Origin of the sequence: Halomonas sp. DP5N14-9, from assembly GCF_019802175.1 — a bacterium.
GTDB lineage: Bacteria > Pseudomonadota > Gammaproteobacteria > Pseudomonadales > Halomonadaceae > Halomonas > Halomonas litopenaei.
This window is the reverse complement of the sequence record NZ_JAHVHR010000002.1, coordinates 418,406-434,359: the sequence shown is the minus strand read 5'-3', so window position 1 is coordinate 434,359 and position 15,954 is coordinate 418,406. Positions and strand designations below refer to the sequence as shown.

The window sequence follows — 15,954 nt, the reverse complement described above, 5'->3', positions numbered from 1 at the left end:
GAAGGATGTTCGACGAAAACGAGGAGAGAGACATGAAAACCAAGATGTTGGCAACTGCAGCGCTGGTCTCGATGATGGCCGTCGGCTCAGCCTTCGCCATGGATTCCGATACCTTGCAGAAAAACATGCAGCGGATCCAGGAGAATGCCGAAAGCGCAGAGCGCCAGGCCAAGATTGCAGCCCTCGAGCAGGAGGTTGCAGAGCTGAAGGAACTGCTGCGCGAGACCATCGCGGCGTTCCAGGAAGCGAATATGTAAGTCGTCAGCAAAGACGGCAGCAGTGTTGTCGCGTTTCGCGACCGCTACGTGAAAGGCTCACTCAGGTGGGCCTTTTTAGCGTTTGAAGGATGCTGCGTTCGAATGCTCCTGCGTTCATGACATGCTCAACCGTGGCTACGCTGCTGCGGTCTGCTGGTATCCAGCGCTCGTCCATTGATGTGAGAAAGGTCAGGGCAGCCGATACCGATTCCTATGCTGATGCCGATGGACAGCATCCTCGACAGTCACGTCATGTCCGAATCTGCCCCCTTCAGGGCCGGCCCTGTACTGCGCATCGCTGCTGCGGGGCACTAGTCTGCAATCTCCCCCCCTTGCTGGAGATTGGCCATGACCACAGCACTTCTCGTCATCGATGTTCAGGCCTCGTTTCTCGCGCGCCCCTATTGGGATGCCACTCGACTCGGTGATTGGCCGGAAGCTCAGCGTGCCTTGATCGATCTGGCTCGCGAGGCTGGCATGTTGATGGTGCGAATCATCCATACGGAGCCGGGAAGCCAGGGCGCCTTTGATCCCGACAATGGATTGACCCGAGCCATGGAGGGCTTCGAAGACCCCGCTGATGTGACCTTTTACAAGACCGCCCACAACGCCTTCACCGATACAGGGCTGGACCGCTGGCTACGCGGTCGAGGGGTGTCTCGGCTATGGATCAGCGGTATTCGCACCGAGCAGTGCTGCGAGACCACCACCAGGGTGGCCTCCGATCTGGGATACGCAGTGGATTTCGTCAGTGAAGCGACCCTGACCTTTGCCATGCAGCGGGGAGCGCGAACCTTCAGCGCCAGCGACATCCGCGAGACATCGCCGAGCGGGTGGGGGTGAGCGACGAACGTCAGCTGCGCCGGCTGTGGAAGCGCTTTGAAGCCGACACGCCTGCCCGGTGGCGCCGCCAGCATCGCCAGTGGACGCAGGCTCAGCCGGACTGATGTTCAGTAGGCCCAGGTTCTGCTGGTCGAGATTCGGCTGGTCGAGGTTCTGCTGGTCGCGGTTTCGCTGGTCGCGGTTTCGCTGGTCGAGGCTCGGCGTGGTCGGCCTTGGCGGCGATCAACGCACGAAACAATGAGCCCATCATCACCGGAGTGTCCTGTTCGATGACAAACCCTGCCTGGTCCAGCAATGGCCGGGCCTGGCGAGTGATATCGGTGGCGATGGCGGATGTCAGCAGATTGAGTCCCCTGCGCGCCAGTCCCGAGGGCCGCTCATCGCTCTGGAACTTGTCCATCACGCATAGCTGGCCGTCGCCTTTGAGGACGCGATGGGCCTCGGCGAGCCCCTTTGCCGGATCCGGCATCACCGCCAAGATCAGGTGCATCACCACCACATCGAAGCTGTTGTCGGCGTAGTCCAGCCGCTCGGCGTCCATGGTTCTGGCCTCGACGTCGATGCCAAGCCGACAGGCGCGATCCTTGAGACGCTTGACCATCGCCGGGCACAGGTCGCTGGCGTGGATCTCCAGGTCGCGCGGTAGCCACGGCAGGTCAAGGCCGGTGCCGGCCCCCACCAGCAGCACCTTCATCCCCGACTGCCAGCACACCTGATTCAGGGCGCGCCGCCGCGCCCTGGCAAAGGTACGCTGGGCCACCGTGTCGTAGACGGGGGCATAAAGCGAATAGCGCCAGCGGTTCCAGACGGTGGTGTTGAGCATGGCGGAGCCCCTGGAGGTGGTAGTGATCGGGTCAGGTCCTGCGGGAGTCTTCAGCCTAGACGAAGCCTTGATAGGCGTCATGACAATGGTGCAAGGGCAGGGCGCAAGGACAGAGCTTTGTGAAAAAGCGGGTCCCATTGCTGAAAGCCGTGGAGCGAGGGCGTCCCTATACTCGAAGCATCGATCCATTTCATGCTTTGCAGTAGCGCGCAAGCTGCGCGCTCCCGTCCGACGACGGGCAACGCCAACCACAGCGGAGATCCCCGATGAGCCATACCCCGAGCCGTGCCGACTTCGACCAGTACATGGTGCCCAACTACGCTCCTCAGAAGGTCATCCCGGTGCGCGGCGAAGGCAGCCGTCTGTGGGATCAGGAAGGCCGCGAGTACATCGACTTCGCCGGCGGCATCGCGGTGAACTCGCTAGGTCACTGCCACCCGGTGCTGGTCGAGGCTCTCAAGGCCCAGGCCGACAAGCTGTGGCACCTGTCCAACGTCTACACCAACGAGCCGGCACTGGAGCTGGCCCGGGAGCTGACCGAGCGTACCTTCGCCGACAAGGTCTATCTGTGCTCTTCCGGTGGCGAGGCCAACGAGGCCGCGCTGAAGCTGGCGCGTCGTTGGGCCCATGACAAGCACGGGGCCCACAAGGACAAGATCATTTCCTTCCGTCAGTCCTTCCATGGTCGCACCCTGTTCACCGTCAGCGTGGGTGGCCAGCCCAAGTACTCCCAGGGCTTCGGGCCGGTGCCCGGAGGCGTGCTCCACGCCGAGTTCAACAACCTGGACAGCGTGCGCGAACTGGTCGGCGACGACACCTGCGCCATCATGGTCGAGCCGATGCAGGGCGAGGGCGGCATCGTGCCGGCCACGCCCGAGTTCCTCCAGGGCCTGCGTGACCTGTGTGACGAGCACGACGCCCTGCTGGTGTTCGACGAGGTGCAGACCGGCGTGGGCCGCTCCGGCTCGCTGTACGCCTACATGGACTACGGCATCACCCCGGACATCCTGACCAGCGCCAAGAGCCTGGGCGGTGGTTTCCCGGTGGGCGCCATGTTGACCACCGATCGCGTCGCCCCGGTGCTGGTGCTGGGCACCCACGGTTCTACCTACGGTGGCAACGCCCTGGCCTCGGCGGTGGCATTGGCGGCGATTCGTCATATCGACACGCCGGAAGTGCTCGGTGGCGTCGCCAAGCGTCACGACCTGTTCCGCGAGCACCTGGAAGCGATCAACCGCAAGCACGGTGTGTTCAAGGAAATTCGTGGCATGGGACTGCTGATCGGTGCCGAGATGGTTCCCGAGTATGAAGGTCGCGCCAAGGACATCCTGCCGCTGGCCATCGAGGAAGGTCTGATGGCGCTGATCGCCGGCCCCAACGTGCTGCGCATGGCGCCGTCGCTGGTGATTCCCGAGGCCGACATCGTCGAGGGACTCGAGCGTCTCGAACGCGCCATCGCACGGATGGTCAGCGCGTCGTGAAAGGTGCCGATCAACATGAGCTGACGGGAGGGCATCCGATGCTGGCCGTTCGCCCTGTGCGGCTAGGTGACCTGCCGGCGCTGGAGCGCCTGGCGGGTTCCGCCCAGCCACGTTTGACCAACCTGCCGGCCCACCGTGATCGCCTGGAAGAGCGCATCGCGCGCTCCCAGCGGGCGTTTGCCAGTGAGGCCGAGGTGCCCGGCGACGAGCACTACACCTTCGTGCTCGAGGATCGCGAGCGGGGTGAGGTGGTCGGTACGGCGACCATTCGCGCCCTGGCCGGGGCCAACGAGGCGTACTACACCTATCGCCAGGAAACCCTGATCCACGCCTCGCAGCAGCTCAATGTTCGCCGTGAGGTGCCGACCCTGGCGCTGTCCCATGAGGTCTCGGATGCGAGCCTGCTGTGCGCGCTGTCGCTGGATCCGCGGTACAAGGGCACCAGCGCCGAGAGCCTGCTGCGCCGCGCCCGGCTGATGTTCATCGCCCAGTACCCCGAGCGCTTCGCCGAGGTGCTGGCGATGGCCTTCCCGGGGTATCTGGACGACGACGGCGAGTCGCCGTTCTGGAACAGTGTCGGTCGCCACTTCTTCGTGCGCGACTACCACGAGATCAACTACATCGCAGGCGTGCGCTCGAAGAGCTTCATCGCCGAGGTGATGCCGCAGTTCCCGCTGTACCTGGCGCTGCTGACGCCCAAGGCGCGGGCGGCCATCGGGCGCGAGCACCCGGCCCACGAGGCGGCGCTGGAAGAGATGCTGGCCGAGGGCTTCCTGCGCTCGCGCCACGTCGACCTGTTCGACGCAGGCCCGGTGATCAAGGGCGATCGCATGCGCCTCGAGTCCTTCCGTCGCGCCGCCTGGCACCCGGTACGCATCCGCCCCGAGCACGCTCTACCCGACGCCGAGCCTGCGATGGTCGCCAACCAGCGCCTGGACGGCTTCTGCTGCACGGTGGCGCGCTACGCGCTGTCGCCCACCGGCCAGCTGATGCTGTCGCCGGCCCACGCCGAACTGCTGGGCGTGGAAGAAGGACGTGCGGTGCTGGCGGCACCGCTGGGGCTGAGCGATGACGGGCTCGACCCGGGCTACGATGAGGGAGAGCTGTAATGCGCATGCGACCGATCATGGAAGGGGACCTGGACGAACTCCAGGCGCTGGCCCGGGAGACCGGGGTCGGCTTCACCTCCCTTCCCGACAACCGCGAGTTTCTGGCGGACAAGATCGCCTCCGCCACGAGCGCGTTCAACGAGCAGACCCCGGTGGACCAGCGTCTCTACTTCTTCGTGCTGGAAGACGAGGAGAGCGGGCATCTGGCCGGCTGCTGCGCCATCGAGGGGCAGGTCGGGCGTGAAGTGCCGTTCTATCACTACCGCGTGGGCACCCTGGCGCACTCGTCCAAGCAGCTCGACCTGCATCGCACCGTCGATACGCTGTTTCTGAGCTCGGATCACACCGGCGACGCCGAGGTCGCCTCGCTGTTCCTGCGCCCGGAGTTCCGGGGTGCCGATCGCCGCCATCAGCGCAACGGCGCGCTGTTGTCGATGATGCGTTGGCTGTTCATGGCCGAATTTCGCGATCGTTTTCCCGAGAAGGTGCTGGCCGAGATGCGCGGACGCTTCGACGAGAACGGACGCAGCGCCTTCTGGGACTGCCTGGGGGCCAACTTCTTCCCCATGGACTTCAACGAGGCGGATCGGCTGACCGGCCTTGGCCAAAAGAGCTTTATCGGCGAGCTGATGCCCAAGTTCCCGATCTATACGCCGTTTCTCTCGGAGCAGGCGCGTGCCTGCATCGGTCAGGTCCACGAGCACACCCGCCCGGCCCTGGCCATGCTCAAGAAGCAGGGGCTGCGCTGGGAAGGCTATATCGACATCTTCGACGGCGGTCCCACGGTCGAGGCCTACATCGACGACGTCAAGGGCGTGCGCTTGTCGCGACACGTGCGTGTCGAGGTCGACCCCAACGCCGACAGCGCCGAGCGGCCCCAGTGGCTGGCGGCGACCACCCGCATGGCCGACTTCCGTGCCGCTTGGGTCGGGCGCGGTCCCGACGCCGACGGCGTGCTGGTGCTCAATGACAACGAGGCGCGCAGGCTGGAGGTCGCCTCCGGCGACACCCTGCGCGTGCTGAATTCCGACGAGGAGGCGTGATGCAACCCACACAACAATTGCTTATCGATGGACAGTGGATGTCCGGCGACGCCGAGGCCTTCACCAAGCTCGACCCGATCACCGGCGCCGAGCTGTGGCAGGGCAAGGCCGCCAGCGCCGAGCAGGTCGCCCAGGCCGTTGCCAGCGCACGCAAGGCTTTTCCCGACTGGGCATTGACCTCGCTTGAGCAGCGTGAAGCCTTGGTCGAGCGCTTCCGTGGCGTGCTTGAAAGCCACCGCGAGGACCTGGCGGCCAGCATCGCCCACGAGACCGGCAAGCCGCTGTGGGAAGCACGCACCGAGGTCGGCGCCATGATCGGCAAGGTGGCGCTGTCCATCCGTGCCCGCGAGGAGCGCACCGGCGAGCGCGAGCGTGACCTGGGCGACGCCCGAGCGGTACTGCGCCATCGCCCCCATGGCGTGATGGCGGTATTCGGTCCTTACAACTTCCCCGGCCATCTGCCCAACGGGCATATCGTGCCGGCGCTGCTGGCCGGCAATACCGTGGTGTTCAAACCCAGCGAGCAGACCCCGCTGACCGCCGATCTGACCCTGCAGTGCTGGCTCGAGGCCGGCTTGCCGGCGGGCGTCATCAACCTGGTCCAGGGCGCGGCACAGGTCGGCCAGGCGCTGTCCGCCGATGCCGGCATCGACGGCCTCCTGTTCACCGGCAGCGCCAAGGTCGGTGGCCTTCTGCACAAGCAGTTCGCCGGCCAGATGGGCAAGGTGCTGGCGCTGGAACTCGGCGGCAACAACCCGCTGGTGGTCAAGGACGTGCCGGACGAGGACGCCGCGGTGCTGACCATCCTGCAGTCGGCCTTTCTGTCCGGGGGCCAGCGTTGCACCTGTGCCCGCCGCCTGATCGTGCCCGAGGGCGAGGCCGGTGATCGCCTGATCGACGCCCTGAGCGGTGCCATCGAGCGCCTGCGCGTGGCCGAGCCCTTTGCCGAGGAGGCGCCGTTCTACGGTGGCCTGGTCAGCGTCGAGGCGGCCGAGGGGCTGCTCGCCGCTCAGGCAGACCTGGAGGCTCGCGGTGGCAAGGTGCTGTCGCGCATGCGCCAGGTCGAGACGGGCACCAGCCTGCTGACACCGGGACTCGTCGATGTGACCGGGGTCGAGGTGCCGGACGAGGAACACTTCGGGCCGCTGCTCAAGGTCTACCGCTACCAGAGCTGGGACGACGCCATCGCACTCGCCAATGACACCCGCTATGGCCTGTCCGCCGGGCTGATCGGTGGTGAGCGGGCCGATTGGGACGACTTCCTGCTGCGCATCCGCGCCGGTATCGTCAACTGGAACCGCCAGACCACCGGCGCCTCCGGCGACGCGCCCTTCGGCGGCGTCGGCGACAGCGGCAACCATCGCCCCAGTGCGTATTACGCAGCTGACTACTGCGCCTACCCGGTCGCCTCCGTCGAGAGCGAAGCCCTGAATCTGCCCGAAAAGCTGCCGCCGGGGGTGAGCCTGTGAGCGATATGAGCCAGCGGGACGTGGTCGAGGTCAACTTCGACGGCCTGGTGGGGCCGACCCACAACTACTCGGGGCTGGCCCACGGCAACGTGGCGTCGATGTCCCACGGGGGACTGGTGTCCAATCCCCGCGAGGCGGCGCTGCAGGGCCTGGCCAAGATGAAGGCGCTGAAGGACGCCGGCTACGTCCAGGGCGTGCTGCCGCCGCAGCAGCGCCCTGACCTGGGGGCGCTGCGCTCGCTGGGCTTTGCCGGCGACAACGGTCAGGTGCTGGCCCAGGCCGCCAGCCAGGCGCCGCAACTGCTGCGCGCGGTGTGCTCTGCTTCCAGCATGTGGACGGCCAACGCCGGCACCGTGACGCCGAGCCTGGATGCCGCTGACGGTCGAGTGCACTTCACCCCGGCCAACCTGCAGTCGAGCTTCCACCGCTTTCTGGAGCCGGAGACCACCGGTCGGGTGCTGGCGGCGATCTTCGCCGATCCCGCCCACTTCGCCCATCACCCGGTGCTGCCGGCGACGCCGGCGTTCTCCGATGAAGGCGCGGCTAACCACACCCGGCTGTGCGGCGAGCACGGCGAGCCAGGGGTGCACCTGTTCGTCTACGGGCGTCAGGCCTTCGGTGGTGACGGCGTCGAGCCGCGTCGCTTTCCGGCCCGCCAGACCCTGGAGGCCAGCCAGGCCATCGCCCGTCAGCACGGACTTGGCGAGCATCAAGTGGTCTACGCCCAGCAGCATCCGGATGCCATCGACGCCGGGGTCTTCCACAACGACGTCATCGCCGTGGGCAATGGCCCGGTGCTGCTCTACCACGAGCTGGCCTTCCGTGACGAAGAGGCCACCCTCGATGCGCTGCGCGAGAAGATGTCGACGCCGCTGATTCCGGTGCGGGTACCGCTTGAGGCGGTCAGCCTCGAGGACGCGGTGGCCTCCTACCTGTTCAACTCCCAGCTTCTGTCCAATGACGACGGCAGCATGACCCTGGTGGTGCCGGGGGAGTGTCAGGAGCGTGAGGCGGTGTGGCGGTGCATCCAGGATCACCTGCTGGCCGGCAACAACCCGATCGGCGAAGTGGTGGTCAAGGACGTCAAGCAGAGCATGCGCAATGGCGGTGGTCCGGCCTGCCTGAGGCTCAGGGTGGTGCTGAGCCAGGCCGAGCGCGAGGCGCTGTCCGGCCGGGTGCTGCTCGACGACGCCCTCTACGCCGACCTGGTCGCCTGGGTCGAGCGTCACTATCGCGAGCGTCTGGCACCGGAAGACCTGGCCGACCCCAGACTCGCCGAGGAGACATTGGCGGCGCTGGACGAGCTGACGTCCCTCCTCGCGCTGGGCCCTGTGTACCCCTTCCAGGGAGCTGGCAACTGAGCCGCGATGGGCTCAAATGAACACGCGTATCCTGGTTGCTGTTTGTCGATTCGACCCCACCCTCCCCGGTGGGGTTTTTTATTGAGCGAGAGCGCCAGGTGGGCCTTGGTGCAGCGCTTCTGCCCAGGGCATGTAACGCAGCGAAAAGACCGCGTCCGGATGGCAGTCGTTGCCGCGTTGGCGTGGGGTCGCCGGGCTTGCCTGGAAGTCGGATTCGGTCGCGCTGGTGCGGGCGAAGGCTTCGCGGACGACGCCGATGCGACAGCTCAGGGCGTCGCGGTAGGCCTGGCGCATGGGCGGATCCAGGTTGCGGGCGCCTTCGTCGTCCTGCCACCACACCTGCCAGCCGCTTTCGGTGATGTCCTCGGCCCAGGCCGCGTAGACCCCTGGCGTCACGAAGCCTCCGCTGAACATGCTCAGGTGCAGCGGGCCCGTCAGTTGTTGGCTGGCGCTGGCCAACTGGCGCGTCAGTTCCTGGCGTACGCCGGGTTCACGAAACAGCCAGTCATCGAGTTCTTCCGGCAGGTACCAGCCCACCGGCGTCAGTGGCCATTGGCGCTGGATCTGCTGCTGTCGCGCGTGCGCCTTGGCCAACTGCTGGTACCAGTAGTGACGGAAGCGGGCGTTGTCGGGGAGGGTTTCGTAGTATTCGGGGTCCTGATAAAGACCGAGAATCAGATCGAGTCCCTGGCGTTCAGCGTCGACCAGGGCGCTGGACAGCCAGCCATCGGCGCCGCCGAAGGTCTCTTCGCCGTACTGGGTCCACTGCACGATCAAGGTGTGGACGCCGTTCTCGCGGGTACGCCGCCACAGCGTCTGCCACTGCTGTCGGCTGAGCGTCGCATCGCGATTCTGAGGCTGGTAGAACAGGGTTTCGCTGCGGTAGGCCTCGGCGGCTCTTGTCAGGGGGCTGTCGTCGGCGGCAGCGACCGTCCCCACGGGGATGGCAAGGACCACCGTCAGGGTCAGTGGCGCGACAATGCCAGCGAATGGGACTGGCACCGCGGTGCCTTTGAGGTGTCCGGCCACAAGAATGCTTGAGTTCATCACAGGCTCAGCTCCAGATGGATCATCCAGCCGTCGCGTTCCTGGTAGAGGTTGCCCCCCAGGGATTGCTGGTACTCGGTGGAGACGCTCAGCTTGCGGAGAAAGGCGTTGTAGTGATCCTCGTCGTACCACCGCTCCCAGCGCAGTCCGGCGGCGAGTCGTACATCTTCGTCCCAGCTGGTGGTGTCGTGGCTGGTGGCCTGGAGACTGGCGTAGGGCATCAGCGTCTGGGCCGAACGGGTCGGCAGCTTGAAGGTGCGGCCCTGGCGGTAGCGGCCGAACAGCTGTACATCGCCACGTTGGGTCCACCAGGCGGCGTCGAGATAGAGCGAGCGCTCGTTCCACTGATCCTGGCTCGCGCGCCATTCGCTGCTGTAATCGCCCTGATCCAGAAAGGAGCCGGTGGCCCTCAGCAGCAGATTGTAGTCGGTGTGCTCGCCATCGTTTTTCTGGGACTCGGCGAATATCTCGGCGTACAGGTTCAGGTTGTGACGGGCCAACGGCTTGGCCCGCAGTCCCAGACCCAGGGAGCGTCCTCGCCCGTAATCATCACGATCATCGCCGCCGATGATGGCTCTCATGTAGCCGGCCAGCTCCCGTCCCTGGTGGATCGGGTCGTGGCCAAGCGCGTGGTCCCATTGAACCACCTGGGTGTTGATATCGTGGCCGCTATCGTCGTCGTTATCGTGGTTCGATGGGTCACTGCGTATCCCCGGCGTCGGGCTGGTTGGCGACCAACTGCTGGTCAGCGTGATCCGGTCGCGCCGCGTCAGCGTCTCGTGGGCCCTTCGCAGCCGGTAGCGGCGCTCGGCCATGGCCTCGAGGCTGTCCTCGCCCACCGCCAGGTCGAAGGGCTGCAGGTCGATAGCGTCCTCGATGCGCGTCATGGAGCGGGCGTTGTCGCCAATGGTGCTGTAGAGGTTTCCCAGGGTGGCGGCGCTGACGTAGTCCTCTGGATAGGCCGGACGGGCGCGCTCCAGCAGCGCAATGGCCTCTGACCGAGCACCTGCTTCCTCCGTTGCAGCGAGCGTCAGTCCCAGCTCCCGGGCAAGCCTTGGCGAGCCCGGCGAGGCCGCCTGGGCCTGGGTCAGCCAGCGGCGTGCGAGGGTCGGGTCTCCGGCCTGGCGGGCCACTTGGCTCGCGCCTTCCAGGACGGCGGCATCGGTCTTGGGATTTCCGCCGGCGGCTGCCACTGCGCCTCTGGCCAGCGCCACGGCGCCGGCGTCGTCGTGGCGGGCCAAGGCGATGCGCGCGCCGAGCAGCCTCGCCTCAGGGCTGTCGCTATCCTCGGGCCACCAGCGCCAGGCGCCCTCGGCGTCGCCACTTGCCAGGGCACTGCGCGCGCCGGCCAGGCGGTCTGCCTGGTCGAGTTCTCCGTCGCTGGCGCCGTCGCGTTCGAACGCTCGCCACTGACGCCAGGCGGCGTCGGGGTCGCCGGCGGCAAACAGCGCGAAGGCCAGTCGCTTGCGGGCCTGGATCTCTGGCTGCGTCATTGCAGCCGTCACCGCGCCAGCTTCTGGCTGGCGCGGGGTGAGCTGTGTCAGCGCCCTCTGAAAATAGGCGGCGGCCTGGGCGGGCCTGTCTTGCGAGCAGATACCGAGGGCCGCCCAGGGTGGCGTGCTGGCGTCGGCCACGCTGCGAACGACAGGGCAACGATCGTGGCGGGCAAGCTGCTCGAGCAGGTTGTTGCGCTCGGTATCGGCCAGTCGGGGCCGGCGTACCAGCGCTTCCAGCGTTGAATCGGTGACGCCGGCATTGTCGTCGGCGTAAAGCTGGGCCAGTCGCGCCAGTGAGGTCGCCGATAGCCGCTCGGGGGCAAGCTTGAAGGCTTGCTCCAGCAGTCGCCGGGCCGCCTGGGGCCGCTGTGATGCCAGATACAGATAGCTTGCCTGCTCAAGCGAGCCGGAATCGCCGGTCAGATGATAGTGCTGCTGCCATAGCTCGGCGGCCTCGGGGCGTCCCAGCCGCTGGGTCAACTCGGCGCGCTCGCGCAGGATCGCCGGCGTCTGTGGCTGACGTGTCAGCAGGCGCAGCGCCTTGTCATCCAGCCCGTCGGCGCGATAGCGATCCAGCAGCACCCGATCGCGTCGCTGGTGCCAGGCCTCCGGCAGTTCCGTGGTTTCCAGCAGGTCGAGGGCATCGAGACGATCGGCGAGTATCAGCCAGCTTTGCGGACCTTCCTTTGCGTCGCACTCGGTGAAGGTGCTCAAGGCCTCGGGGTCGCCATGATCGCTGAGCCAGCTCACCAGCGTCAGGCAATCCATGTCCTGGCGGCTGGCCATCTGGCGGACCCTGTCGGTGTCGCCCACTGCCAGCGAGGTCTGCAGCAGCTTGCGGGTGTCGCTGGCGTCCAGCTGATCCGACTGCTCCAGGGTGGCCAGCCAGCGCTGGGCGATCCCGGGGTAGCCGAGAGCGATGGCGCGATCGGCGCCTGCGCGCAGCACGAAATGGCGGACGTCGCCCTCGGGAAGCCTGGCGATCACGGCATTGATGCCGCGTGCATCATCGGTCTGAATCATGGCGATCGACAGGCGTCGCCAGTCGTCGTCGTTCAGCGTATCTTCCATGGCGTGGGGCACCAGCGCATCGATCACGCCGTTCCAGTCCTGGATCTGCTCGGCCAGGGCGGCACGGTAGCGGTCCTGTGCCAGGGCGTCCTGCCGGGCGGGCACCGTAGCAAGCCATTCCAGCGCTGCCCGGGCGCCGCGGGTTGCGCGCAGATAGTCGGCCTGGGCGCTCCACAGGGCCTCCCGGGCGCTGCCCGACGTTTCGCTGAGCCATAGCGTCAACTCGCCCTCGCTGGCGTGGCCGTCGGCGATCCAGGCCTGGCGCAGGGCATTGATCTGGACCGCCGCCACGTTGGCGTCCAGCGCCCCCAGCGCCGCCATGGCGCCATCCAGATTGCCCTGCTTCGCCAGTGCCTGGGCCAGCAGGCGATAGGCCTCGACGTTCTCGGGTACCTGACTGATCAGGTGCTCCATCAGCTGCTGGACTTGCGCCCAGTCGCGCTGTTCTGCTGCCCGGTAGGCCTTGTCGAGATAGGGGTAGCTGTGAAACTCCTCGAACTGGCTCAGCCCCCAGGCCGGTGGCTGAGCCAGCAGCTGAGCCAGCGACACGGCGATCAGCAGCGACATTGCCCTGGCCTTCATACCGCCACATCCTCGAGGCTGCGGGCCGCCTGTCGGCGGTGGTCCGCCTGGAGCGCGAGCGCTCGCTCCAGATCATTCGACGTAATCATCCCGCGTGCGACAAGGAAGTCGCCCAGACGACCCTGTTCAGGATCGAAGTCGATCATCGCCTGACCGAACAGGGCGGGTGTGATAAGCCCTTGCTCCAGCAACAGTTCTCCGAGCAGGTACTGGTGAGCGCAGTAACCATCGAGGCGTGCGGCGTCGGCGTCTGCATCCAGTTCAAGCAGCCGGTCCCGGTCGACGTCGCCAAGCTCTCCCAGGTACCAGTGGCGCAGGCCAAGGGTGACGCGACCGAGCGGGACCAGACGCTGCTCGACAGGACGCTTGATGCGCCGGCCAATGGCGCCGATGGCGACCGGACTCAAGGCGGTCTCGGTGGCGATGATCAGGCTGTCGCCGCTCTCGCCGATGGGCAGCGTGGCGTAGCGCAGGGCGACATGCCGGGGCAGGGCGTCGATCAGCGCGGGCGACAGCACCAGCGGATGGATCTCGACGCTGGCGATGCCCCGCCGCCTGGCATCCAGCCTGGCCAGCGTCGCCCCGGACACCAGGTCTCGTGCAATCAGCTCTCTGGGTAGCCGACGTGCTCCGACGTCAACACCTATGCGTTCGATATCGCTTGCGGTGACAACGCCATCCTCGATCAACAGGGCTTCGAGAGAGACTTGCACGGCGTCGTCGAGCTGGGGGAAGTCGTGGGTGGTCTTGTCCCAGGCGAAGGTGCGGTGACGCGCCCGGGTGAAGAAAAGCTTCCAGGCCCGCACGTTAGCCAGAAAGTTGACCAGATTGCTCCACAGCATGCGTGGAAAGGACAGCAGGCCCTGACGCCAGCCGTAGTAGATCTTGACGAAGTAGAAGCGCTGGAAGGCCCTGTTGACCAGCAACAGGCCATTGATGGTGAGCAGGGTCTCCAGCAGCCAGCCACCGAGGATCGACTGGAAGTGCCAGGCCTGTGGCGACAGCACGGCGTACAGCCAAAGCCCTGCCAATACCAGCATCAGCAGGGTGGCGACCAGCGCCAGGGGGTAGGCCACCAGGCCACGACGGTCGCGCCACAGAAAGTAGTTGAGACGCCAGTTGGTGCGGCTCCAGCCCAGATGCTGATAACCCTGGAAGACGATACCGGTGATCCAGCGGGACTTCTGCCGGACCACCGCGCCCAGCGCCGTGGGGAAGTGCTCGCGCACACAGATCACCTTGCTGTCACGAATCGACAGGCCGTGGGCCTGTTCGCGCCGAGGCGACAGCTCGTCGCGCTCGACGCTGTAGCGCACGAAGACACAGGACAGTCCGCTTTCGTGCAGGCGAAAGCCGATATCGTAGTCTTCGGTCAAACTCCAGATGTCGAAGGTGATGCCGTCATTGAGCTCTCTCAAGTGGGCCAGCGCACGACGACTGAAGCAGGTGCCGACCCCGGCGCTGGGCACCTGGCCGCACATGGCCTCGCGAATCAGCACGTCCTTGCCGTGGTACTCGGAGAACTCGTCGATGTAGTGGCCGCCGGAGAGCTGATACCAGCGTGGTCGGAAGGGGTAGACCGGGACCTGGATCGGGTCCTTGTCCGGCAGCAGATAGTTGTAGAGCCTAAGCTCCATCGGCGAAATGACGTCTTCGGCGTCATGCAGGATGCAGCCGGCAAACTCGATCCCGGCGGCCTTCTCGAAGCGCGCGATGGCCTCGATGATGTTGTTCAGGCAGTCGGCCTTGCTGGTGGGGCCGGGGCGTACCGTGACCACCTTGTGCACGTTGCTGAAGCTCTGGCAGACCGCGTCGACCTCGGCCTGGGTCTCGGGGTCGTTGGGGTAGGTGCCGACGAAGATCTGATAATTCTCGTAGTCCATGGTACTGGCCATCAGCTGGGCCATCTGGCCGACCACGCCGACTTCCTGCCAGGCCGGCACCATGACCGCCAGCGGTTTCTCCCGGGCCTGATAGAGACGCTCCTCGTTGGCCCTGGGGTTATCGCGATAGATCGACCAGTAGCGCCAGCTACGCCGGGTCCAGTAGATCAGGTCGAGAAACAGATCATCGATGCCCATGGCCAGCATCAGCAGGCACAGCGTTATGGCGACGTACTTCAGGGCGTACAGCACATGGATGGTGGCGTCGACCAGCCACAGTGACAGCTCGGGGGATAACTCAGGCATCGCCGGCCTCGAGTGTCTCGACGGCGCGGACAAGCCAATCGTTGAGGTCTGCGATGATCTGCCTGGCGGCGTCGCCGCTACCGTAGGGATTGGGGATCGCGGCCATGCGCCGGCGCGCCTTTTCATCGTCGAGCAGGAGCGCCGAGGCGGCCACGATGGCGTCGCTGTCACTGCCGGTGAGGATGACGGTACCGGCGCTCAGGGCATCGCATCGCTCGGTGTGCTCACGCATCACCAGTACCGGCACACCGAGGGCGGGAGCCTCCTCCTGGATGCCGCCGGAGTCGGTGAGGATCAGATAGGCGCGGCCCATCAGCCAGACGAAGTCACGGTAGTCCTGGGGGAGCACCAGCAGCACGTTGGGGATGCCCGCCAGGGCGTGTTCGACGACGTCCTTGATCGCCGGGTTGAGATGGACCGGGTAGACCAGGTCGACGTCCGGGTAGCGAGCGGCGAGTGCGGCGATGGCGGTGCAGATGGTACGGATGCCATCGCCGTGGTTTTCCCTGCGGTGGCCGGTGATCAGCACCAGCCTGGCGTCGTCGCGCAGCGCGGCAAGCGGTGAGGGGGCTGCCGGGCGATAGCCTTGGCGGTCGAGGCGGTCTTTCATCCAGGCCAGGGCGTCGATGACGGTATTGCCGGTCACCAGGATGGAATCCGGTGCCACCTGCTCACGCAGCAGGTTGTGACGCGCCGACGCGGTGGGGGCGTAGTGGCGCTGGGCGATACGCGCCACCATGCTGCGGTACGCCTCCTCCGGCCAGGGCGACGCGATATTGCCGGTGCGCAGCCCGGCTTCCACGTGAGCCACCGGGACCCGCCGGTGGAAGGCCGCGAGGCTCGCGGCAAAGCAGGTAGCGGTATCACCATGGACCATCACCAGGTCGGGGGCCACCCGGGACATCACCTGATCGAGTGCCTGGATCATGGCCTGCATCAGACCGTTGAGGGTCTGCGCTGGTCTCATCACCGCCAGATTGCTGTCCGGCGTGAGGTCGAACAGCGACAGTGCCTGGAACAGCATCTCGTCGTGCTGGCCGCTGGCACACAGATGCAGTGACAGTGCCGGGCATGCCTGTATGGCCTGGGCGACCGGGGCCATCTTGATCGCCTCGGGACGGGTTCCAACAACGAGCATGACGACAGGCATGAGACGTCCCATAGGAGCGGAGTAAAGTATTCT

At 66.2% G+C, this 15,954-nt stretch carries 11 protein-coding genes and 1 pseudogene; 7 read left to right on the top strand and 5 right to left on the bottom strand.

Annotated elements, in window-relative coordinates; genetic code table 11:
• The first annotated feature begins 32 nt into the window (after positions 1-32).
• On the top strand, positions 33-257 hold the full coding sequence (locus tag KUW00_RS03525; protein WP_124802861.1) for a hypothetical protein: 225 nt from the start codon (positions 33-35) through the stop codon (positions 255-257).
• Positions 258-605: 348 nt separating this feature from the next.
• The gene (locus KUW00_RS03520) at positions 606-1,100 is read left to right on the top strand and encodes a cysteine hydrolase family protein (protein ID WP_213228181.1); all 495 of its coding nucleotides are present in this window, start codon (positions 606-608) and stop codon (positions 1,098-1,100) included.
• Between the two features lie 211 nt (positions 1,101-1,311).
• On the opposite strand, the pseudogene KUW00_RS03515 reads toward KUW00_RS03520, so the two are convergent.
• A pseudogene (locus KUW00_RS03515) lies at positions 1,312-1,923 on the bottom strand (class I SAM-dependent methyltransferase); the annotation flags it as partial.
• A 266-nt stretch (positions 1,924-2,189) separates the two neighbouring features.
• Here KUW00_RS03515 and KUW00_RS03510 point away from each other — a divergent pair.
• The 5 genes from KUW00_RS03510 to astB are packed head-to-tail and all read left to right on the top strand — an operon-like array spanning position 2,190 to position 8,386.
• Positions 2,190-3,404 carry an aspartate aminotransferase family protein gene (locus tag KUW00_RS03510; RefSeq protein ID WP_222568237.1) on the top strand — a complete coding sequence of 405 codons (1,215 nt, stop codon included), beginning with the start codon at positions 2,190-2,192 and terminating at the stop codon, positions 3,402-3,404.
• 38 nt (positions 3,405-3,442) lie between these two features.
• Positions 3,443-4,513 (top strand): arginine N-succinyltransferase, encoded by a 1,071-nt coding sequence (locus tag KUW00_RS03505; RefSeq protein ID WP_108131271.1) that lies wholly within the window; start codon positions 3,443-3,445, stop codon positions 4,511-4,513.
• Positions 4,513-5,556, top strand: a complete 1,044-nt coding sequence (gene astA / locus KUW00_RS03500; protein WP_045990904.1) for an arginine N-succinyltransferase — start codon at positions 4,513-4,515, stop codon at positions 5,554-5,556. The genes KUW00_RS03505 and astA overlap by 1 nt, the downstream gene beginning before the upstream one ends.
• The gene (gene astD, locus KUW00_RS03495; RefSeq protein ID WP_222568236.1) at positions 5,556-7,025 is read left to right on the top strand and encodes a succinylglutamate-semialdehyde dehydrogenase; all 1,470 of its coding nucleotides are present in this window, start codon (positions 5,556-5,558) and stop codon (positions 7,023-7,025) included. Before astA ends, astD begins: the two co-directional genes overlap by 1 nt.
• Positions 7,026-7,030: 5 nt before the next feature.
• The gene (gene astB, locus KUW00_RS03490; protein ID WP_213228275.1) at positions 7,031-8,386 is read left to right on the top strand and encodes an N-succinylarginine dihydrolase; all 1,356 of its coding nucleotides are present in this window, start codon (positions 7,031-7,033) and stop codon (positions 8,384-8,386) included.
• A gap of 78 nt (positions 8,387-8,464) precedes the next feature.
• Here astB and KUW00_RS03485 read toward each other — a convergent pair whose 3' ends face one another.
• Genes KUW00_RS03485 through wecB form a run of 4 tightly spaced genes read right to left on the bottom strand, consistent with a single transcriptional unit; the run spans position 8,465 to position 15,909 of the window.
• Complete coding sequence (locus tag KUW00_RS03485) at positions 8,465-9,388, bottom strand: DUF4434 domain-containing protein (RefSeq protein WP_213228173.1); 924 nt, start codon at positions 9,386-9,388, stop codon at positions 8,465-8,467.
• A 44-nt stretch (positions 9,389-9,432) separates the two neighbouring features.
• Complete coding sequence (locus KUW00_RS03480; protein ID WP_222568235.1) at positions 9,433-12,582, bottom strand: NfrA family protein; 3,150 nt, start codon at positions 12,580-12,582, stop codon at positions 9,433-9,435.
• The gene (locus KUW00_RS03475) at positions 12,579-14,771 is read right to left on the bottom strand and encodes a glycosyl transferase family protein (RefSeq protein WP_222568234.1); all 2,193 of its coding nucleotides are present in this window, start codon (positions 14,769-14,771) and stop codon (positions 12,579-12,581) included. Before KUW00_RS03475 ends, KUW00_RS03480 begins: the two co-directional genes overlap by 4 nt.
• Positions 14,764-15,909: a non-hydrolyzing UDP-N-acetylglucosamine 2-epimerase gene (gene wecB / locus KUW00_RS03470; protein WP_315901103.1), complete on the bottom strand. Its 1,146-nt coding sequence runs from the start codon at positions 15,907-15,909 to the stop codon at positions 14,764-14,766. Before wecB ends, KUW00_RS03475 begins: the two co-directional genes overlap by 8 nt.
• Positions 15,910-15,954 lie beyond the last annotated feature (45 nt).